We start from the raw sequence: 19,968 nt of genomic DNA, 5'->3' as shown, positions 1-19,968 counted from the left end.
AACGGGGACGGGCACCCTCACCCCGTCCCTCTCCCGGGGGGAGAGGGGAGGCTGGGTTCACAGGGACTCGAGTGTCTCCCCCGCGAGGCGGAAGAGACCGGGGATTCCGTCCGGCGCACTGCCCAGGCGGGCCAACGAGTCGCACGCGGGCACGTCCGACTCGCGGCACACCAGCGCGAACTCCCGCCAGCCCAGGCGGACGCGCAGCGGCACCTCTCCCGCGTGCAGCACGAGGCGCCTGCGCTGCTCCACCGTGAGGAGCCGCGCCCCATCGTACCCATCGCCTCCGGAAACGGCCCACAGGCCACTGAAGGTCTCCGCGAGCACCACCTGCCCCTCGTCCAGCACCACCGGCCTCACCGGTGCGGGGTGGGCCTCCAGGTTGCGCCAGGCCAGGGCGTCCACCGCCTCCGCCGAGAGCCCCGCCGGCCCGAGCGAGTCCCCGGGCAGGTAGTGCACGAACTCCGAGTCCTCCAGGACGTAGAACACCGAGAGCCCCGCGGGGCCCGCCCGGTGGAGCGCCCCCGCCGCCTGCGTCTCGAAGCCCCCCGGCCGCAGCACCGGACGCAGCCGGGCCTCCAGCGAGCCCGTATCCACCGCGAGCCCGGACAGCCCCCGCAGCCGCGCCACCATGCCCTGCACGTACGCGCCCAGCTCCTGCGTGCCGTCGCGGTAGGCCGCGTAGAGCGAGGCCACGTCCACCCGCCCCACCTCGCCCGAGGCGAGCTTCACCAGCAGATCCTTCCCCTGCCGCCGGCACGCCACGCCCGCGCGGTGCAGCGCGGCCAGCAGCGCGGCGGTGAACTCCGGACGCAGCGCCTGCACCTGGGGCGCGGGCGGAGGCGGCATGTCCGCGGCCTCCAGCTCCGTGCGCAGCAGGCGCGCCTCCTCGTCGAAGGGGTCCCTCTCCAGCACGTCCGCCACGTACGCCCGCGCCCGGGCATGCTCGCCCCGCCGCAGCGCCAGCACCGCGAGCACCTTCAGGGCCTCGGGGTCTCCCGGGTTGAGGACGAGCGCCTCGCGCAGCACCGCCTCCGCGTCTCCCGGCCGCTCCAGCCCGAGCAGCGCCCGCGCCAGCCCCAACCGCACCTGCACGTCCTGGGGGAAGTCGCGCCGCAACGTCTCCAGCAGGCGCAGGGCCTCGCGCTCCGCGCCCGCGTTCACCAGCGCATGCGCCACCGCCAGACGCAGCGTGGGACCCGGCGTGTTCTGCGCCGCGGTGCGGAGCGACTCCAGCTCCGCGTCACTCAGGGGCTCGCCGGCCTCCACCTTGCGGCGGAGGCGCTCCAGGGAAGAGAAATCCACGGCCCGAGTCTAGCCATGTGGCGCCCCCTCGGCTCACTCCCAGCAGACGTCGTATTCGCTATCGAGCGTGCCCGTCTGGCGGCCCACCACCTGCACGTTCCGAGCCCCCGTGCTCTCCAGCAGGGCCTGCAACACGCCCTCCAGGAAGGGGTAGGGCATGAAATCGCGCTCCATGGCCCAGTGGACGCTCGCCGGCCCCGTCCACCGCAGGGTGTGCTTGCCGTAGCTCAACCCCATCCGGAAACTCATGGGCACCTCGTCCAGGAAACGCTTCCCCTCGCCCCCGCCGAGCTTCAGCACCACCCTGCCCGCGTGGGACGCCAGGGAGTCCCTCACGCTGCGCAGGCCCAGGTACCGCAGCCCCCGGGCACCGCAGCCCTGCCGCGCGGCCAGCGTCTCCAGGGCCACGGACATCATCTGAAGCTGCAACCGGACGGGGTAGCGGAAGAACTCCACGAGCGGCCCGGGGCCACACACCTCGAGGCAGCGCCGCGCCAGCGCCTCGTCCCCGAGCGCACGCAGGGTCTCCAACGTGCTCCTCAGGTACAGCCCCCACGCGGTGTCCGCGGGCGTCGCCAGCACCGCACGGAGCGCCAGGTCCCTCGCCCAGAAGTCCGTGGGAGACGCGGCCACGCGCGCCCCCAGGCCCAGGCTCAGTCCCTCGCCGATGGCACCCACTTCCACCGCACCAGGAACGAGCTCCGCGGGCAAGGGCCGCCCCCTTTCATTGCCAGGAGATGTCGTACTCACTCTCGAGCGCGTCCGTCTGGCGCCCCACCACCTTCACCTTGCTGGCGTTCAACCGCTCGAGCATCGCCACCAGCATGCCCTCGTGGAACGAGGGCGGCATGAAGTCCCGCTTCATGGTGAAACGGCAGCACTGCGGCCCCGTCCACCGCACCGAGCGCTCGCCCGTCATCGACATGCGGTAGGTCAACGGCAGGTTGTTCACCAGCCGCTTCGGCTCGCCGCGCACCAGCACCTTCACCGTCCTGCCCGCCTCGGACTCCAGGAAGTCCGTGGCCACGCAGTGCCCCATCAACCACAGGGCGTGCTCCACGTCCGTGTGGCGCGCGGCCAGCTCCGGCATGGCCACCGACAGCATCTGCAGGTGCAACCGGATGGGGTAGTTGAAGAAGTCGAAGAAGCGCGACTGCCCACACGCGTTGGCGCTGCGCTTCTCCAGCGCCTCGTCCCCGAGCGACCGGATGGACTTCAGCACGCCCTGGAGGAACAGCCCGCGCGCGATGTCCTCCGAGCTGCACCAGCGCCATGCGCTGGCCCCAGAACGGACCACCCTCCCGGGGTGACACACTCCACGCCATCACCGCACTGCTCATTCCCCGGTCCCCCCTCGTCTCACTGCCAGCAGAAGTCGCATTCACTGTCGAGCCCTCCCGTCGGCCGCCCGCTCACCTTCACCTCACGCCCACCAAACAGGCCCAACGCCATCTCCACCACCCCCTCGTGAAAGGGGTGGGGCATGAAGTCACGCTTCAAGATGAACCGGCCGCTCCGGGCGCCCGTCCACTGCACCTCGTACCGCCCGAAGCTCACCGCCATGCGGTAGGCCACCGGCAACGAGTACCCCAACTGCCGGGGGCTGCCCGGCGTCAGCGACAACATCACCTTGCCCGCCCCCACCCGCAGGAAGCGGTGGGCCACCAGCCGCCCCAATTGACGCAGCGCTTCTTCCGAGTCCCCGTACTGCTCGGCCAGCACCGGCAGCGCCGTGCTCACCATCTGGCAATGCATCCGCACGGGATAGCTGAAGAAGTCCAGAAAGCGGGACTCTCCACACTCCTCGACGCAGCGCTTCACCAGCGAGCCGTCCCCCACCGAGCCCAGCACCTCCAACGTGCCGTTGAAGAGCATGCCGCGGATGGTGTCCTCCGAGGTCGCCAGACACATCCGCCGCTCCAATTCCTGCTCCCATGTGTCTGCCTTTGCCCACCTGGTGCGTGCGCTGCTGGTCACGGCCATGTGTGTCCCCCTTGGCAGGAATCAGCCCGGCTGAGGAATGGCTATCCTAATTGTTTCAGGACTTGCTGTCAGTAGGGGGAGTCACGATTGAGCCCCTTATTCCGTCCACCCCCGTTGTGGGATTGCACCAGCACCGCACCCCATATCCGTGTCTATGAAAGCTTTCAGCGCTGCAAAGCTTTTCACGTTTACGGTGGGATGGGATTCAAACAGCCCCGCCGGACTCAGCGCCCGCCGAGGAGCACGTGCTCGAAATCGGCGGGAAGGGAGGCGAAGTCGGAGGTGACCCAGTGGGCCCCGGCCTCGCGCAGCACCTCGGCGGGAGTCAGGGTGGTGACACCCACCGCGAGCATTCCCGCCGCGCGCGCCGCGTGGATGCCGTGCACGGCGTCCTCGAAGACGACACACCCGGAGGGCTCCACCCCGAGCGCCCGCGCGGCGGCGAGGAAGAGGTCCGGCGCCGGCTTGCCCCGCGTCACGTCCTCCGCGCCGATCACCTGGGAGAAGAAGGGGCGCAGGTGAAGCCCGTCCAGCACGAAGGCGCGGTTGGGGCGCGGCCCCGCCGAGGCCACCGCGAGCCCCAGCCCGGCGTCCCGCAGCCGCACGAGCAACTCGCGCGCGCCGCGCAGGGGCGCCAGGTGCGGCGCGTAGAGGGCGCGGTAGTGGGATTCCTTCTGCTCGGACAGGCGCGCCAGCTCCTCGGGAGGCACGGGCCGGCCGAGCAGCGCGGGAAATATCTCCTCGTTGCGCCGGCCGTTGAACTCCCGCTCGAAGCGCTCCGCGGGCGTCTCGAGGCCGAGGGAGCGGGACATGGCCACCCACGCCTGGATGTGGAAGCGCATGTTGTCCACCAGGGTGCCATCCAGGTCGAAGATGGCCGCGGAGAGCGCCACGCTCAGGCCTCCCAGGAGACGTCGTAGTCGCTCTCCAACAGGGAGAGTTGCTGGCCGAGCACCCGCGCGCCCCGGGCGTTGGCCTTCTTCAGCACGCCCAGCAACATCCCCTCCTGGAAGGAGCAGGGCATGAACTCGCGCCGCATGGTGAGCCGGCAGTTCGTGGGCCCCGTCCACACCACCAGGCGCACCCCGAAGCTCACCGAGGCCCGGTACATGGAAGGCATGTTGCCCACCAGACGGCGCGCGTCTCCCTTGGCCAGGAGCTGGAGCGCCAGGCCGGCCGTGGAGGCCAGGAAACACTCTGCGGCCCTGCCGCCGAGCTGCCGGAGCGCCTCGTCGATGCCGCCGTAACGGGCCTCCAGCATCCGTGCCGCGGTGAACACCATCCGCAGGTTCGCGCTGACGGGATAGGTGAAGAAATCCACGAGCTTGTCTTCCCCGCTCGCGTACAGGCACCGGAGCACCGCCTCCTCGTCTCCCAGGCTGCGCACCGCGTCCAACGTGGCCCGGAGGAACATGCCGCGCGCGGTGTCCGAGGGCGAGGCCATGGCCAGCCGCTGCGCCAGGTCCTCGTCGGAGCCCGGGGGAGCAGGCACCCACCAGCCCCGCTCATCGACCGTCTGCATGCATCCCCCCCCGCTTGTCGAGGTACCGAGCATGAGCACATTGTAACCCTTCCGACTCCATTCGTCAGGCTCCTCACCCTGTCTGTCATTGAGCCTGGATAAATACATTCCAGGTGTTTCGGGTTGAGACCGGGCCCCCCTTCCCCCGTCCCTCCGGCGGCCCTGCGCGCGCCGTGCGCATGCCCTCCCCGCGGCCGGTCCAAACATTGACAGGCGGACACCGCTCCCGCGGGTGGAGGAAATCATGGACGCCTGGCCGCGACTGCCGCTGGAGGCCTGGAAGGACACGCTCGCCACGCTCCACCGCTACACCCAGGTCATCGGCAAGGTGCGGCTCGAGCTGGCGCCGATGATGAACCATTGGTGGCAGGTGGCGCTGTACGTGGCGGCACGCGGGCTCACCACGTCGCCCATCCCCTCCGGGCAGGGCAGCTTCGAGGTGGACTTCGACTTCATCGCCCACGAGCTCCTCTTCCGCACCAGCGAGGGCGAGCAGCGGGTGCTCGCGCTGGAGGCCCGCCCGGTGGCCGAGTTCTACCGGGACGTGATGGCCACGCTGCGCTCGCTGGGCATCGAGGTGTCCATCAACGACACGCCCCAGGAGATTCCCGACGATTCCACCCGCTTCAGCGAGGACCGGCACCACGCCGCGTATGACCCCGAGTCCGTGCACCGCTGGTGGCGGGCGATGGTGCAGGCGGACAGCGTGCTCAAGGAGTTCCGGGCCCGCTTCACCGGCAAGTGCAGCCCGGTGCACTTCTTCTGGGGCAGCTTCGACCTGGCGGTGACGCGCTTCTCGGGCCGGCCCGCGCCAGAGCGGCCCGGCGCGGACCCCGTCACCCGGGAGGCCTACCGCGAGGAGGTCATCAGCGCCGGCTTCTGGCCCGGCACCGCGCAGCTCGGAGGCCCCGCCTTCTACTGCTACACCGTCCCGGAGCCCGCGGGCTTCTCCACCGCCCCCATCCACCCGCGCGCCGCCTGGTACGACGCCACCTTCAAGGAATACCTCCTGAAGTACGACGACGTGCGCGCGGCCTCCGACCCGAGGCGGATGCTGCTCGACTTCCTCCAGAGCACCTACGAGGCGGGCGCGGACCTCGCGGGCTGGGACCGGGAGCGGCTGGAGCGGCCCCTGACACGCGCCCGCGGCGCCTTCGTGCCCGAGCAGCCCGTCCCGGCGCCGTGACTCACGCGGAAGGTGGGGCCACCCCGGCCCCGCCACCGCCACCGCCCGCGTGGGGCTCGGACTGGCCGAGGAAGTCATCCAGCGCGCCCACGTCGATGGGCTTGCGGAACACGGCGTCCACCAGCGCGAGGTTGGCGCGGTTCTGCCCGCGCACGTCCATGCCCGTCACGATGGCCAGCAGCGCCTGCGGCGAGCGTTTGCGCAGCTCGCGCGCCACCTCCCAGCCCGACATGTCCGGCATCACCGCGTCCAGCAGGGCGGCATCGTAGCGGCGCTCGTCCCACATCTTCAGCGCCACGTCCCCGCTGTTGGCCACCTTCACGTCGTAGCCCTCCTCGCCGAGCACCTCCGCCATCATCCGCGCGTTGTCCGGATCGTCGTCCACCACCAGCACCCGGCGCGTCTGCTGGAAGCGCCGCGGGCCCGCCACCGCCTGGCTCTCCGCCGCCTGGGCCGCCTCCTCCTCGGAGCGCGCCAGCGGCAGCCGCACCACGAAGGCCGCACCCCCCTCGGGCAGGTTCTCCACCGTCAGCTCGCCGCCCCAGCGCTGCACCTGGTTGCGCGCCACCGCCAGCAACAGCGAGAGCTGCGGGGCTCCCGCGTCCCGGCTGAGCGGATCGAACATGCGCGTCATGTCCTCCGTCTCGTACGGCGTGCTGGAGTCCACCACCCGCAGCGTCACCCACCCATCCGCCTCCCGGCGCGTCTCCACCAGCACCCGCCCGCCCTCGTCGCTCAGGCGCTCGCGCTCGGCCAGCAGCAGGTTCACCACCAGCTCGCGGAAGAAGCCCGGGTCCGCCCGCACCGCTCCCGGCTCGCCCAGCCGCTGCTCCACCGTCACCGGGTGCTCGCGGCCCTCCAACTCCGGCCGCGCCAGCTCCAGCGCCTCGCGCACCGTCGCATCCACCTGCACGTCCGTGAGCTGCTCCTCGGTGCGCTGGACGTTGAACTCCTGCAGCCGCGCCACCAGCTCGCCCACCTGCCCCACTGTCTTGTCGAGCGCGTCCAGGTGCTCGGGTTTGAACTCGCGCCGCAGCAACGTAATCCGCAGGCGCAGCACGTTGAGGAAGTTGTTGAGCGCGTGCGCGGCGCCACTGGCCAGTTGCCCCAGGGCCTGGGTGCGCGTGCGCTGCAGCAGCCGTCCCTGCAGCCGGCGCACCGCGTCGTTGGCGCTCATCAGCGCCTTCGTCTTGGTGGCGGCCTCCGTCCGGTCGGTGAAGGTCTGGATGACCCCGGCCAGCTCGCCCTCCTCCTCCCACACGGGCGTGGCGCTCATCTCCAGGGTGGCCTCGCCCCCACCGGGCCGCTCCACCACCATCATCACGCCGCGCACCGGCCCGCGCTCCTTCAGCGCGCGCATGAAGGGCATGTCCACCACCTTGAAGGCCTCGCCGTTGGGCTGACGCGCACTCACCTGGGTGAGCACCACCGACAGCGGCGACTGCGAGCGCGAGCCCACCACGGCCCGCATGGGCACGCCGATCAGCCGGCTCACCGGCGGCGTGGCGAAGGACACCGTGCCATCCACCTCGGCCAGGAGGATGCCCACCTCCACGTGGTGCAGCACCGACTCCATCACCGCCGCCTCGCGGAAGCGCACCTCCTCCGTCCGCAGCACCCGCGCGAAGGAGGCCTGCGCCGAGGCGTGCGCCTCGCCCACCAGCTCCACGATGAAGGTGGCCACCTCCGGCTCCAGCCCCCCGTTGCGCCGGGCGTAGACGTAGATGAGCACCTCCTCCAGCGACTTGAACTCGCGCGCCAGGTCCTCCGCGTCGAAGCGCTGGTTGTACCGGCGGGCTCCGTGCGAACGCACGACCTCCGGCCAGAGGACCACGGCGTCCTTCCCTTGGTCCCTGAGCAGGCGGACGAGCTCGTCGATCAACCGACGCAGGGGCGCTCGCAGGTTGCGCCCGGAGATGTCCAGTTCATAGGTCTCGGCCCGGATGCGCTTGGACCACAGCCGCACCACGCGCTCCGCCTCTTCTTCCAGCAGTTGCAGCAGGGCGGCCACCGCATCCACGGGTGGCGGGGTGTCATGGAGGAAAGGGATGGCCATGGTTCCTCCGGGAGAGAGTGGGCACGGCGGCCCGGCACGGCCACCCGTGCGTCCGGGCTGCTCACCAGGGGAGACCAGAACGATGGCAAGCGACGGCAACGATCGCGAGAAGAACGAATACGAGGCCTTGCCCCTCTCGGATGCGTCCATGGCTCAGCTCTTCCGGGGTGAGCTCAGCCGCTCGGACACCTGGCGTTCACGCCTGGACAACACCACCAACTGGTCCATGACGACCACCGCCGCCGTCGTCTCCTTCGGCTTCTCCGCCAATGCCGCCCCGGTCGTCTTCCTGGTGGGTATCGGCATGGTGCTCTCCTTCCTCTTCATCGAGGCGCGCCGCTACCGCTACTACGATCTGTGGATCCGCCGGGTCCGGCTGCTGGAGGACGGCTACTGGGTGCCCATGCTGCGCCGCGAGCCGGTGGACCCGGACGCCCTGCGCGAGCTGGCGGGCCTCATGGAGCGGCCGCAGATCCAGCTCTCGCTCTTCTCCGCCATCTCCACCCGCCTCAACCGCGCCTACGGGCCCATCCTGCTGGTGCTGACGACCTCCTGGTTCGTCAAGGTGTACAGCCAGCCCTGGCCAGCCCGGAACTTCGCCGAGTTCGTGGAGCGCGCGCACATCGGCCCCATCCACGGCGGGTTCGTGATGGCGTTCTTCTTCTTGATGGTGCTCGTCTTCGCCTACCTCTTCGTGGCCTCCTTCTTCACCAAGGCCCCGCTGGGAGAGCTGCGCACCCGACCCCGAGGACGCCGCGCCGCGTTGTGGGAGTCCTTCTACCGGCCCTACGCCACGCTCGCCCCGCGCCGCCGGAGCAGCCGCAGGACCCCGGTCCGGCCCCCGGAGCCTCCGTCCGAGCCTCCCATCCAGACTCCACCCACGCATTAGAGCGGCTGCGGCCGGAGTGTTTTCCTCCTTCCGGGGCCTCGCCTTTTGTGCTTGAAGCCGAGGCCATGGCGAATACGCGTACGGTCACGGTCATCAATGGCGACGGCATCGGCCCCGAAGTGATGGCGGCCACCATCCGCGTCCTCGAGGCGCTCAAGGCTCCGCTCGAGTTCGAGTTCAAGGACGCGGGAGCCGAGGTCATCGCCAAGTACGGCACCAACCTGCCCCACGAGACGGTGGAGGCGGTGCTGCGCAGCGGCGTGGCGCTCAAGGGCCCCACGGGCACGGTGGTGGGCGGCGGCATGGCGTCGGCCAACGTGGGCCTGCGCAAGCGCCTGGACCTGTACTCCTCGCTGCGGCCCGTCAAGAGCGTGCCCGGCGTGAAGACGCGCTACGACAACGTGGACCTGGTGGTGGTGCGCGAGAACACCGAGTCGCTCTACGCGGGCCTCGAGCACATCATCGTCCCGGGCGTGGTGGAGTCGCTGAAGATCATCACCGAGAAGGCCTCCACGCGGATTGCCCGCTTCGCCTTCGAGTACGCCAAGAGGCACGGGCGCAAGAAGGTGACGAGCGTCCACAAGGCCAACATCATGAAGCTGTCGGACGGCCTCTTCCTCGACTGCACCCGCAAGGTGGGCCGGGAGTTCCCGGAGATCCAGTACGAGGAGGTCATCGTCGACAACATGTGCATGCAGCTCGTGAAGGATCCGACGCGCTACGACGTGCTGGTGATGGAGAACCTGTACGGGGACATCCTCAGCGACCTGTGCGCGGGTCTGGTGGGCGGCCTGGGCCTGGTGCCGGGCGCCAACATCGGCGAGCGCACGGCGATGTTCGAGGCGGTGCACGGCACGGCGCCGGACATCGCGGGCAAGGGCCTGGCCAACCCCACCGCGCTGATGATGTCGGCGGTGATGATGCTGGACTGGCTGGACATGCGGGACGAGGCGCGCAAGTTCGAGAGCGCGCTGGGCAAGGTGCACGGCGAGGGCAAGGTGCGCACGGGCGACCTGGCCGGCAGCGCCACCACGCGCGAGTTCACCGACGCGGTCATCGCGGCGCTGTAGTCCGCGCCACCGCAACAGCCGGAGGAGTCCACTCCTCCCTCAGCCCACGGTGACACGGCGCACGCCGCGGGCCTCCAGGAGCGCGGGGAGGCGCTCGCGCTGGTCGCCCTGCAGCACCAGGGTGTCCTCCTCCACGGTGCCGCCGCAGCCCAGGCCGCCCTTGAGGGCCTTGAGCCACTTCTCCAGCTCGGCGGCGGGCAGTCCGAGCTGCTCCACCACCGTCACCTCCTTGCCACCGCGCCCCTTGCGCTCCATGCGCACCACGGCGCGCGCGGGGCCCTTGGCCTCCTTGGCCCCTTCGGCCTTCACGGGCGCGGGAGCCGGCCCCGCGGGCAGCTCCTCGCGCTTGAGGCCGAGCGAGGCGAAGGGGTTGTGGAAGGGCGCCGCCGGAGCGGACGCCTCGGGCTTCTTGTCGCGCTTGCCCATGGCGTCCGTCCGCTCAGTGGGGGTGATCGTGGGCCTGCGCCGCCTGCGGATTCGGCGCGGGCAGCACCTGGAAGGCGGCGGCGTCGCCATTCCCGTCCGCCATGATGAGGGCGTAGAGGAAGGACGGGATGGCCTGCGCCTCGCGGCCGTTGATGACCACCAGCGGCGTGCCGTGCAGATCATGCTGCAGGGCGTACGCGATGTCCTCGGCCAGCTTCTTCTCCGTCTCGGCGCTGGCGACGCACGCCTCGAGCTGCGAGCGCGCGACGGAGCCGGAGGAGAGGATGCTCAGCACGTTCTCCCGGTTGAGCGTGGCCTGGGCGGCGAAGAGCTTCTCGCGCAGCTCCCAGTAGTCGGGGGCGTCCTCGATGCAGATCTGCGCCTTGGCGGCCACGCAGCGGGTGCCGGTGCCATCGGTGGCACGCGGGGGCATGCTGCTGTTGCACTGGACGTCGAGCGGGAACTGGCGCGCCTCCAGCGACAGCTTGCCCTCGGGCAGCCGCTTCTTCATGAGGGCGAGCACCTCGACCAGGCTCTTGCAGTGGGGGCAGCGGCTGTCCGTCCACTCCACCATCTTCACCGGCGCGTTCTCCGGGCCGTAGCGGCGGCGCGTGGCCGACAGGGCCGGCAGCGGCGTGTCCATGCGGTAGCGGGCGAGCGCGTTGGAGACGGCCTGCTGCTCCGCCATGGGCAGGCTGAGCAGGTAGGCCTCCAGCGAGCCGGGAGCGGCGCTGGAGGTCATGGTGGAGACCTTCTCCACGGCGGCGGTGGCCTTGGGCGTCTGCATGCCGGGCATCAGCATCGCCACGTAGGCGGCCACGGCGAAGCCGCCCGTCCACTGGAGGGCACGGCCCCACTCCCCCGTGCGCGGCAGCACGGGGCCGGGCAGGCCCTTCCAGGCCACGGCGGCGAAGGTGAGCGTGAGGGCATAGGTGCCCAGACACGTGGGGCACAGCGCCCCGGCGCTCGCGCTGGCGAGGCCGAAGACGAGGCTGGCCGCCACACCGGCCGCGGCCGTCAGGCGCAGGCCGTTGACGGCGGGGCGCACGTCGTGCCGGTTGTTGCGCCACACCAGGAAGAGCGCCGAGAGCGCCACGGCGACGATGGCCCACACGAGGCCGAGCGCGGCCACGGGCATGCGCGCCAGCTCGTGCACGCCGCTGGCGAAGGCGGAGTTCCACACCGTCTCGCAGTTGATCTTCTCGGAGAGACCGCAGGCGGTGGTGCCACCGCCGCGCAGGGTGAGGAGCTCCTTCCACTGGTAGATGGAGAGCGCGGCCTCGGCGAGGCCCAGGCCCAGCAGCGCCGCGGCGCCGCGTACGGGGACAGGAGGGGGCGGATTGGCCTTCTTGCTCATGCGTGCTCCGGAGGGGGGGTCATCAGGACGAGGAGGCGGGCATTACCAGGGCCGTCATTGGTGACGCCATGGTCAACGCCCGCGGGGGCGAAAAGGGCGGCGCCGGGGCCATGGGAGGCCTCGTCCGCGCCGATGCGGAAGCGGCACTGCCCCTCGAGGACGAGGTACACCTTGTCCGAGGTGGCGTGCCGGTGGGGCTTCTGGCTCTGGCCGGGCGTGAGGCAGTACACGTCCAGGAAGAAGCGTTCGGACTTGAAGAGGTTGTGCTTCTGGAGCTTCTCGGCCGAGAAGCCCAGGAAGTCCGACAGGTGTCTCACATCCATCGTGGCATTCACTCCGGGGCCTCTATATAGCGACGGTCATGGAACCGCTGTCTCTGCATTTTCTTCATGAGCAGGCAGGAGCCCATTTCCTGGAGGTCAACGGCCGCGAGGCAGTGGCCGACTACGGGGATGTGGAAGCCGAGTACCGGGCGGCCCGGCAAGCGGTGGCCCTCCATGATGCCACCTATCGGGAAGCGCTGCGGATAACCGGCGAGGACCGCGTGAGCTTCCTGCACGGGATGGTGACCCAGGACGTGAAGGGCCTGGCGGCCGGGGCAGCCACCTACGCGGCGATGATCACCGTGAAGGGCGCCATGGTGGCCGATGCCCGGCTCGTCCGGCGCGAGGCCGATCTCCTGCTGGACCTGGAGCCCGGGATGGGAGCCAAGGTCCAGGAATTCTTGGGGAAATTCCTCATCTCCGAGGACGCCGAGCTGCTCGACGCCACGGGCGAGCTGGGGGTGCTGCGGCTGATGGGACCCCGGACGGCCGACCTGCTGGGCGCCGTGTCGGGCGGTCCCTTCGCCGCCCTGCCACCGGACGCCACCCGGGCCGTCACCCTGGCGGGCCAGGAGGTGCTGGCGGTGGGCCGCGCCGGGCAGGAGCCGGGGGTGGACCTGCTGGTTCCCCGGGCAGGGCTGGAGGCGGTGTGGAAGGGGCTGGTGGGAGCGGGTGGGCCCTTCGGGCTGAAGCCGCTGGGCTGGCGGGCGCAGGAGGCGCTGCGAGTGGAGGCGGGGGTGCCGCGCTACGGCCAGGACATGGTGGACACCACCATTCCCCTGGAGGCGAACCTCACGAACGCCATCTCGTACAACAAGGGGTGCTACATCGGGCAGGAGGTCATCGCGCGAGCCACCTTCCGGGGACACATGAACCGGAAGCTGGCGGGCCTGCTGCTGGGAGCCACCGAGGCAGCCCCGGGCACCGAGCTGAAGAAGGACGGCAAGAAGGTGGGCTGGGTGACGAGCGTGGTGCGCTCGCCACTGAAGGGCCAGACGGTGGCCCTGGGGTACGTGCACCGGGACCACCTGGAGCCGGGAACGGTGCTGGCGGTGGGAGACGGCCCGGCGGAAGCCACCGTGGCCGCCCTGCCCTTCACCTGATCCCCGCGCATGGACGGGCGCCTCAATCCTCGCAGACGAAGCCGGTGATGCACGTCACCGATTCGTTCGCGGCGCCGACGTCGTTGAGCCTGCACTCCACGCCCTGATAGCCAACGAGGCGGCACAACTCCTGGCAGGCGGTGCCCGACGGAGGCGGCTTGTTGTCGGCCCCCCGGAGATTCGCCAGGAGGAACGTCTCCTCATAGTTGGAGTTCCTGTCCTCGCAATTGTCGGCCGAGGTGTCGCAGCCGGACAGGGCGAGGCAGGGCACGGCGAGCAGCAGACAGGTGAAACGGCGGAGCGTCCTGCGGGACATGAGCACCTCACATGGGCACGGCAATCCGCCGGCCTCTGGGCGCGTGGGAGCCTGTCACGGCGATCCACCTCCCGGTATGCGCCTCGAACGCGACTGTCCGCGGGCGGTAACAGCCCACCTCCCGCCGCGCTCCGGACGTCCACTTCGATTCCCGGCCTCACTCGTTAAGCCATATAAACCCGGTATTCCATTTTATTGGATTCCGAGAGAGGATGGCGCTTCCGGACCTGGTTCCGAGCGGCTTTCGCGGTGAATGGCCACCGCCGAGATGAAGGAGCGGACACGATGCGTTCGAGGGTAGGCGGTAGCGTTCTGCGGGCACTGGCCGTGGGTTTCTGCTCTCTGGTGGCCACGGGGTGCGAGCCCTTCGCGGAGCACGACAGCGGCGAGGTGGAGGTGGGTGCCATCCGCTCGGGGGTCAGCGTCGCGTCGGGCACGGTGGGAGGCAAACCGGTCTGGGCGCACTTCAGCAACCCGCCCGCGTTCGCTGGCCGGGACTACACCATCACCGAGGAGCTGAAGCGGCTCATCAACGCCACGCCCGCGGGCGGCAGCATCCGGGGCACCATCCACTCCATCAGCATCGACGGCGTGGCGGATGCGCTCCTGGCGGCACAGACGCGGGGCGTCGCGGTGTACGTCGTGCTGGACGGCAAGAACGCGAGCTCCGCGGACCCGGCGGTGGCCACCATCAAGAAGCTCACCCACCACCGGTTCTGCACCAACACGAGTGGCGGTGGCGGCTGCATCGGTACGAGCGCCGCCGGCAACATGCACACGAAGATGTTCACGTTCAGCCAGAGCACGGACCCCAATGGGGTGGCCCGCCCGTACGTGGTGTGGTTCGGCTCGTCGAACCTGACCTATGCGAGCGGCCCGGATGCGTTCAACAACACCATCACCATCTACGACGCCGTGACGCTGTACGACGGCTTCAACGCCAACTTCTCGGACATGTGGAACCGGCGGCACTACTCCGGCAATGACTACTACGACTCCGCCAGCGGCCGCGGCTACTACCTGGCCAACCCGGCGGACGCCTACGCCTCGCCCGAGGGCGTGAACCAGACGGACACGATCGTCACCCGCCTCAACGATGTGACGCCCGACGCGAACTGCCGGCTGCGCATCGGCATGTCATTCGTCACCACCGGGCGCCCGGAGCTCCTCGCGCAGGTGAAGCGCTACCGGGCGGGAGGCTGCGCCGTCTGGATGGTGGTGGGTGGGAACTCGACCGACGGCATCAGCATGCCGCAGTCGGTCTACAACGAGCTGCTGGGCGCCGGCGTCAACATCCGCAGGAAGGACAAGGTCCACGACAAGTTCTTCCTGGTCTACGGCAAGTACGGCACCAGCTACGCCTACCGGGTCTACAGCGGCTCGCAGAACTGGTCGCAGGACGCGCTCAACGAGAACGAGGAGATCTTCGTCAAGATGGCGCCCGAGACGGGCACGGTGCACCCGCTCTACGACGGGTTCTACAACCACTTCAACGACGCCTATAACAGCGGCGTCACGTGCACCAAGGCCAACTTCCCCTGCCGGTAGCGGGCATGCGCTGACACCCGCGGCCATCAATTCCCCCCGCAGCCATTTCCCCCGCGGCCATTTCCCCTCTCCCTCCGGGAGAGGGACGGGGTGAGGGTGTCGGGTGAACCCGGGTTGAACCCCCTGCCCCCACTGCGGGCCACGGATTGAAGAACGGGCCCGGGCACCCTCACCCTGACCCTCTCCCGAGGGGAGAGGGGACAGAGGGCACAGAGGGGCTTAGATGCGCCCTTCCGACTTCTGCTGGCGCTCGATGCTCTCGAACAGGGCGCGGAAGTTGCCGCCGCCGAAGCCCTGGTCTCCCTTGCGCTGGATGATCTCGTAGAAGAACGGGCCGGCGTGCGGGTCCTTGTAGAGCGCCGCCGCGTCCTTCATGAAGATCTGCAGCAGGTAGCTGTGCTCGCCCCCGCCGTCCACGAGCACCTCCAGGTCGCGCAGCACCTGGATGTCCTCGTCGATCTTCTTGATGCCCAGGTCCTGGATGCGCTGGGGCAGCGCGTCGTAGTACGTGCCCGGGGTGGGCATGAAGGAGATGCCCGCCTTCTCGCGCATCTCCTTCACCGCGGTGAGGATGTCCTTCACCACCAGGGCCAGGTGCTGCACCCCGTCCCCCTTGTGGTCCTCGTTGAAGATGTTGATCTGCGAGGCCTTGAAGAAGGGCCGCAGCGGCTCGTTGTTGGCGAACTTCACCCGGCTCACCGGGTCCCACATCACCTCGGAGCGCAGCCCCGAGCCGTGCGCGCGCTTCTGCTGCGCGGCCACGTCGTCGGTGTGGAATTGAATCTCCCAGAACTTCTCGAAGCCCATCACGTGCTCCATCCACAGGAGCATGGGCTTCATGGTCTGGAAGTTGGACGTGATGTGGTCGATGTGCGTGAAGCCGTAGCGGTTGCTGCCGCCACGCGGCTTCTCGTGCTGCACGAAGCCCGGGAAGAGGGCCTTGTAGCCATCGCGCTGGATGAAGCGGAAGGTGGTGTCACCGAAGGGCGTGGTGATGGAGAACTGCGCCAGCTTGCCGCCCTTCTCGTCGGTGTGGCGCTGGATGTCGGTGATGAAGGTGGCACCGCGCTGCTCCAGCAGGCGGTACGTCTTCTCGATGTCCTCCACCTGGTAGTTGAGCGTGCCCACCCCGTCCGGGTGCTTGCGCAGGAAGCGCCAGGCACGGCCGCCCTCGCCCACCGGCTGGCTCACCACCAGCACGACGTTGCCCGCCTGGAAGACGGCCGACTTCTGCCTGCCCTCCTTCTCCAGCTCCGGCGAGGACACGCCCTGCTCGGCGAAATCCAGGCCCTCCACGTAGAAGCGGCGGCTGCGCTCCAGGTCGTGCACGTACCAGTGCACGCTCTCCAGCCCCTTGATACCCAGCGACTCGAGCTTCGCCATTCGTCGACTCCCTCCGTTCAAGCCGGCACCGCGTCGGGCTGCCGGTCCGCATGTGCCGCCTGGAAGGCGGGAAGGTTGGCGCACGCCGCTTCGATGCGGGTGAGCAGTGCGTACCGCTCCAGGTCTACCCCGAAACGCCGCGCCCCGTAGAGTTGGGGCACCAGACAGATGTCGGCGAACGACACTGCCTCGCCCAGGCAGTACGTGCCCGCCGTCTCCTGCACGGCCGCCTGGAAGGCCGTCAGGCCCCGGTCAATCCAATAGGCGCTCCAGGCCTTGTCGTCCGCCTTCAGCTCCCCCTTGATGCGCTGCATCACCGACAGGTTCTGCAGCGGTTGAATCCCCGAGTTCACCATCTCGGACAACATCCGGCAGCGGGCCCGGAGGAAAGGATCGCCCGGTAGCAGGGCGGGCGAGGGGTAGCGCTCCTCCAGGTACTCGAGGATGGCCATCGACTGGCCCAGGTGGTGCACCTTGCCGCCCTCGCGGAGCTCCAGCGTGGGCACCGTCCGCATGGGGTTGATGGCGCGGTAGGCCTCCGAGTGCTGCTCGCCCCCGTCCTTCACCAGGTGCACGGGCACGTACTCGTAGAACAGGCCCTTGAGGTTGAGCGCGATGCGCACCCGCCAGGAGCACGACGAGCGCCAGTATCCGTAGAGCTTCATGGCTTCACCACCTTCTGGGAAATACGTCCGAAGAGGCTCTGGCCTTCCGGACCGAACATCTCCACCTCGATGGTGTCCCCCACCTTCATGAAGGGCGTCTGGGGGGAGCCCGTCTCGATGGTTTCGATCATCCGGCGCTCGGCGAGGCAGGAGATGCCGCGGGCACGCTCCTCGTTGGACACGGTGCCGCTGCCGAGGATGGTGCCGGCGGTGAAGGCGCGCGTCTTGGAGATGTGCTGGAGCAGGTCGAAGAAGGAGAAGTGCATCTCCGGGCCGGCGTCCGTGTCCCCCACCACCTGGCCATTGAGGGTGGAGCGCAGGCGCAGGTGCACGCGGCCGTCCTTCCACGCGGGGCCGAGCTCGTCCGGGGTGAGCGCGAAGGGACTGAAGGAGCTGGAGGGCTTGCCCTGGAAGAAGCCGAAGCCCTTGGCCAGCTCGTTGGGGATGAGGTTGCGCAGGGTGACGTCGTTGCAGAGCATCACCAGCTTCACGTGCTTCTCCGCGTCCTTCGCCTGGGTGCCCAGGGGCACGTCGCCGAGGATGACGGCCACCTCGGACTCGAAGTCCATGCCCCAGGCCTCGTCCACCAGGGGAATGTCCTGCGTGGGCGCGAGGAAGGTGCCCGAGCCGCCCTGGTACACGAGCGGATCCGTCTTCAGCGTGGGCGGGGGCTCGGCGTTGCGCGCCTTGCGCACGAGGATGACGTGGTTGAGGTAGGCGCTGCCATCCACCCACTCGTAGGCACGGGGCAGCGGCGAGAGCAGGGCACTCACGTCCAGGGGGCGGCTCTGCACGCGGCCGGCCTCGAGTTCCTCGGCCAGGGCGCGCAGCCGGGGCTCCAGCTCGTCCCACTGGTCGAGCGCGGCCTGGAGCGTGAGAGCCACGTTGGTGGCGAACGCGTAGGCGGAGTTGTCGCGCTTGACGACGATGAGCCGTCCATCGCGGGTTCCGTCATTGAGGGTGGCGAGCTTCACGCGTCGGACTCCAGGTGGCCGAGGGGAAGAAGCGAGGCGGGCCGGCGCCTTGGCCCCGCGCTTTTCGGTGCCGGAGCAGGGGGTGTCAAGCGAAGGCTGCCCCGCACCGCGTCATGCCGGGGCCCCCACCCCGAGTAAAGGTTGGCTACTCAGCCCCTACCCGGAGTCCCGTTTTCTCGACCCGGCGGGTGGTACCGGTAAGCTGTCACTCCAGCCATGCCCTCGAACAAGACCGAGCTCGCCGCCCGCATCGCCCTCACCCGGCCCACCGACTCCGTGCGGGGGCTGTTCTTCCGGGTGGTGTTCGACCTCATCGAGCGCAAGGGAGGCGCTCAGGCGCTGCGCCAGGTGCGTACCGGGGCGCTCGCCAAGGACATCGCGGACCTCCGCACCTACCCCGCCTCGGACTACCTCACCATGCTCTACGGCGCGGCGGACGTGCTCGAGCAGCAGCTCGGCGGCGAGAACACCGTCTTCAACGCCTGTGGCAGGGCGTGCGTGCAGAACTTCTCCAAGGGCCCGGGCCAAGTCGTCTTCGGCATCCTCGGCAAGGGAGACCCGCAGCGGCTCTTCGCCCAGACGCGGGTGGCCTTCAGCACCGTGGTGACGTACGGCAAGCGCGAGCACCGCGCCGCGGGGCCCAAGGCGTGCATACTCAGCTACCGCGGCGACATGCAGCCGCCGGCCTACCACGTGGGCATCTTCGAGGGTGCGCTGGAAGCCCTGGGCTTCAAGGGCTTCGTGAGTGCCCACACGCTCGGCCTCGACTCGGTGGACTACGAAATCTCCTGGGAGTGAGGCTCACTCCAGGCAGGTGAGCGTCAGCTCCATCACGCCCACCAGGCGCTCCCCCACCGAGGCCCAGCAGTAGAAGCGGTGGTCCTTGCCCTCCACGCCGTGGAGGTGGGAGCCGAACGTCACCGACTCGCCGGCATAGGCCAGGCTGTCGGCGCGCACCTCGCCGTGCTTCACCAGGTAGCGCGCGGACGGGTTGCCCACCAGCTCGCGCAACAGCGAGCCCGCCAGCCCGGACAGGCCGCTCATCACCACCGCCACCGGCATCACCGGGTGCAGCGCGAAGTGGCCCTTGCACAGCTCCGCGCTCACCGGGCCCAGGGTGGCCTTCAGGCAGTCCCCGTCGCGCACGTAGCCATGGAGCGGCGGCGGCTCGCGGTGGGGGTTCGTCCGCAGGGCGGCGAAGTCCGCGGACGTGTTGCGCGGACCGCGCTCGGCCCGGGGCTCGCGGCGCATGTCCTGGCGTGCCCCCTGGAAGAGGCGCAGGAAGGCCGCCGCGGACAGCACGTTGTAGTCCACCTCCAGCGAGAAGAGCGCCTGGCCCCGCTCGTCCGTCAGCCGCGTGTGCGCCGTCGCGGTGCGCTTCTCCCGGAACTCCGCCCGCGCCGTCCCGAGCAGCAGCCCGGTGGCCCGGGGCAGCGGGCCCGCGTGGAGCCGCTCCAGCCGCGCGCGCCGCGCCAGGTAGTAGTGCTGCCCCTCCTTGGGGTTCACCTGCGCCGCCGCACACGAGCCGAGAATGGCCAGGTGCCTGCCCACCTCCGCGGCGTTGATGGGCGAGGCCTCGCCGCCCGTCTCCTGCTCCACCGGCACCCGCGCCGTCAGCTTGCCCTCTCCCGCCACCCGCACCTCGCTCAGCGCGAAGTACGGGTCCCTCACGCAGATGCGCGCGAACAGCTCCGGCCGGCTCAGCTCCTCGCCCAGCCGCGGCTCCTCCTGGACGACAGGGGCCCGGTCTCCCCAAAGGGTGGTCAGGGCCGGCGTGGCCAGGGCCGTGATGGCCGAGGAGGAGGATCGCGCCGACCGGGGGGGGACGGCCACGAACGACTGCAGTGCGTTACCCATGCGTC

21 protein-coding genes are annotated in these 19,968 nt (G+C 69.8%); 6 read left to right on the top strand and 15 right to left on the bottom strand.

Translation table 11 applies throughout. The features are described 5' to 3' along the window. Positions 1–57: 57 nt before the first annotated feature. The 6 genes from ACN28I_RS37625 to ACN28I_RS37600 all read right to left on the bottom strand — a co-directional run bounded on the left by ACN28I_RS37625 (position 58) and on the right by ACN28I_RS37600 (position 4,810). A complete protein-coding gene (locus tag ACN28I_RS37625) occupies positions 58–1,305 on the bottom strand; it encodes a tetratricopeptide repeat protein (protein WP_420946723.1) in 1,248 nt (415 codons plus the stop codon). A gap of 33 nt (positions 1,306–1,338) precedes the next feature. Then, on the bottom strand, positions 1,339–2,016 hold the full coding sequence (locus ACN28I_RS37620) for a TIGR02265 family protein (protein WP_420946722.1): 678 nt from the start codon (positions 2,014–2,016) through the stop codon (positions 1,339–1,341). 13 nt (positions 2,017–2,029) lie between these two features. Continuing rightward, the gene (locus ACN28I_RS37615) at positions 2,030–2,602 is read right to left on the bottom strand and encodes a TIGR02265 family protein (RefSeq protein WP_420946721.1); all 573 of its coding nucleotides are present in this window, start codon (positions 2,600–2,602) and stop codon (positions 2,030–2,032) included. 62 nt (positions 2,603–2,664) lie between these two features. Then, entirely contained in the window at positions 2,665–3,216 is a 552-nt protein-coding gene (locus ACN28I_RS37610; RefSeq protein WP_420946720.1) for a TIGR02265 family protein, read from the bottom strand. Between the two features lie 296 nt (positions 3,217–3,512). Then, positions 3,513–4,181, bottom strand: a complete 669-nt coding sequence (locus tag ACN28I_RS37605) for an HAD family hydrolase (protein WP_420946719.1) — start codon at positions 4,179–4,181, stop codon at positions 3,513–3,515. Between the two features lie 2 nt (positions 4,182–4,183). After that, entirely contained in the window at positions 4,184–4,810 is a 627-nt protein-coding gene (locus tag ACN28I_RS37600; protein WP_420946718.1) for a TIGR02265 family protein, read from the bottom strand. A 244-nt stretch (positions 4,811–5,054) separates the two neighbouring features. On the opposite strand from ACN28I_RS37600, the gene ACN28I_RS37595 reads away from it, so the two are divergent. Continuing rightward, positions 5,055–5,996: a DUF5996 family protein gene (locus ACN28I_RS37595; RefSeq protein WP_420946717.1), complete on the top strand. Its 942-nt coding sequence runs from the start codon at positions 5,055–5,057 to the stop codon at positions 5,994–5,996. 1 nt (position 5,997) lies between these two features. Here the strand turns inward: ACN28I_RS37595 and ACN28I_RS37590 are convergent, their stop codons facing one another. Further along, the gene (locus tag ACN28I_RS37590) at positions 5,998–8,052 is read right to left on the bottom strand and encodes a response regulator (protein WP_420946716.1); all 2,055 of its coding nucleotides are present in this window, start codon (positions 8,050–8,052) and stop codon (positions 5,998–6,000) included. A gap of 82 nt (positions 8,053–8,134) precedes the next feature. Here ACN28I_RS37590 and ACN28I_RS37585 point away from each other — a divergent pair, with 82 nt between their 5' ends. Together ACN28I_RS37585 and ACN28I_RS37580 are read left to right on the top strand one after the other, a co-directional pair. After that, positions 8,135–8,941 (top strand): DUF2270 domain-containing protein, encoded by an 807-nt coding sequence (locus tag ACN28I_RS37585; protein ID WP_420946715.1) that lies wholly within the window; start codon positions 8,135–8,137, stop codon positions 8,939–8,941. A 65-nt stretch (positions 8,942–9,006) separates the two neighbouring features. After that, positions 9,007–10,011 (top strand): isocitrate/isopropylmalate dehydrogenase family protein, encoded by a 1,005-nt coding sequence (locus ACN28I_RS37580; RefSeq protein WP_420946714.1) that lies wholly within the window; start codon positions 9,007–9,009, stop codon positions 10,009–10,011. A gap of 39 nt (positions 10,012–10,050) precedes the next feature. Here ACN28I_RS37580 and ACN28I_RS37575 read toward each other — a convergent pair whose 3' ends face one another. Genes ACN28I_RS37575 through ACN28I_RS37565 form a run of 3 tightly spaced genes read right to left on the bottom strand, consistent with a single transcriptional unit; the run spans position 10,051 to position 12,129 of the window. Then, entirely contained in the window at positions 10,051–10,437 is a 387-nt protein-coding gene (locus ACN28I_RS37575) for a translation initiation factor (RefSeq protein WP_420946713.1), read from the bottom strand. A 13-nt stretch (positions 10,438–10,450) separates the two neighbouring features. Continuing rightward, on the bottom strand, positions 10,451–11,794 hold the full coding sequence (locus ACN28I_RS37570; protein ID WP_420946712.1) for a thioredoxin domain-containing protein: 1,344 nt from the start codon (positions 11,792–11,794) through the stop codon (positions 10,451–10,453). Further along, positions 11,791–12,129: a cupin domain-containing protein gene (locus tag ACN28I_RS37565; protein WP_420946711.1), complete on the bottom strand. Its 339-nt coding sequence runs from the start codon at positions 12,127–12,129 to the stop codon at positions 11,791–11,793. The genes ACN28I_RS37570 and ACN28I_RS37565 overlap by 4 nt, the downstream gene beginning before the upstream one ends. 26 nt (positions 12,130–12,155) lie before the next feature. On the opposite strand from ACN28I_RS37565, the gene ACN28I_RS37560 reads away from it, so the two are divergent. Continuing rightward, a complete protein-coding gene (locus ACN28I_RS37560) occupies positions 12,156–13,220 on the top strand; it encodes a YgfZ/GcvT domain-containing protein (protein WP_420946710.1) in 1,065 nt (354 codons plus the stop codon). Between the two features lie 22 nt (positions 13,221–13,242). Here the strand turns inward: ACN28I_RS37560 and ACN28I_RS37555 are convergent, their stop codons facing one another. Beyond that, on the bottom strand, positions 13,243–13,536 hold the full coding sequence (locus tag ACN28I_RS37555) for a hypothetical protein (RefSeq protein WP_420946709.1): 294 nt from the start codon (positions 13,534–13,536) through the stop codon (positions 13,243–13,245). A gap of 285 nt (positions 13,537–13,821) precedes the next feature. Between ACN28I_RS37555 and ACN28I_RS37550 the strand changes: the two genes are divergently transcribed. Further along, positions 13,822–15,084 (top strand): phospholipase D-like domain-containing protein, encoded by a 1,263-nt coding sequence (locus tag ACN28I_RS37550; RefSeq protein ID WP_420946708.1) that lies wholly within the window; start codon positions 13,822–13,824, stop codon positions 15,082–15,084. A 219-nt stretch (positions 15,085–15,303) separates the two neighbouring features. Here ACN28I_RS37550 and hppD read toward each other — a convergent pair whose 3' ends face one another. From hppD to ACN28I_RS37535, 3 genes are read right to left on the bottom strand one after another with little or no spacing between them, the layout of a single operon-like run. Continuing rightward, positions 15,304–16,467, bottom strand: coding sequence for a 4-hydroxyphenylpyruvate dioxygenase (gene hppD / locus ACN28I_RS37545; RefSeq protein WP_420946707.1), 1,164 nt, complete (start codon positions 16,465–16,467; stop codon positions 15,304–15,306). Positions 16,468–16,484: 17 nt separating this feature from the next. After that, the gene (maiA, locus tag ACN28I_RS37540) at positions 16,485–17,132 is read right to left on the bottom strand and encodes a maleylacetoacetate isomerase (protein WP_420946706.1); all 648 of its coding nucleotides are present in this window, start codon (positions 17,130–17,132) and stop codon (positions 16,485–16,487) included. Then, positions 17,129–18,106, bottom strand: a complete 978-nt coding sequence (locus tag ACN28I_RS37535) for a fumarylacetoacetate hydrolase family protein (protein WP_420946705.1) — start codon at positions 18,104–18,106, stop codon at positions 17,129–17,131. The genes maiA and ACN28I_RS37535 overlap by 4 nt, the downstream gene beginning before the upstream one ends. 216 nt (positions 18,107–18,322) lie before the next feature. Here ACN28I_RS37535 and ACN28I_RS37530 point away from each other — a divergent pair, with 216 nt between their 5' ends. Then, positions 18,323–18,904: a TIGR02265 family protein gene (locus ACN28I_RS37530; RefSeq protein ID WP_420946704.1), complete on the top strand. Its 582-nt coding sequence runs from the start codon at positions 18,323–18,325 to the stop codon at positions 18,902–18,904. A 3-nt stretch (positions 18,905–18,907) separates the two neighbouring features. On the opposite strand, the gene ACN28I_RS37525 is transcribed toward ACN28I_RS37530, so the two are convergent. Continuing rightward, complete coding sequence (locus ACN28I_RS37525; protein WP_420946703.1) at positions 18,908–19,963, bottom strand: hypothetical protein; 1,056 nt, start codon at positions 19,961–19,963, stop codon at positions 18,908–18,910. Positions 19,964–19,968: the final 5 nt, after the last annotated feature.

The sequence above is a fragment of the Archangium gephyra genome (genome assembly GCF_049060025.1).
Classification (GTDB): Bacteria; Myxococcota; Myxococcia; order Myxococcales; family Myxococcaceae; genus Archangium; species Archangium gephyra_A.
Note: the sequence above shows the minus strand (reverse complement) of the source record. Positions and strands in the feature narration are given on the sequence as shown.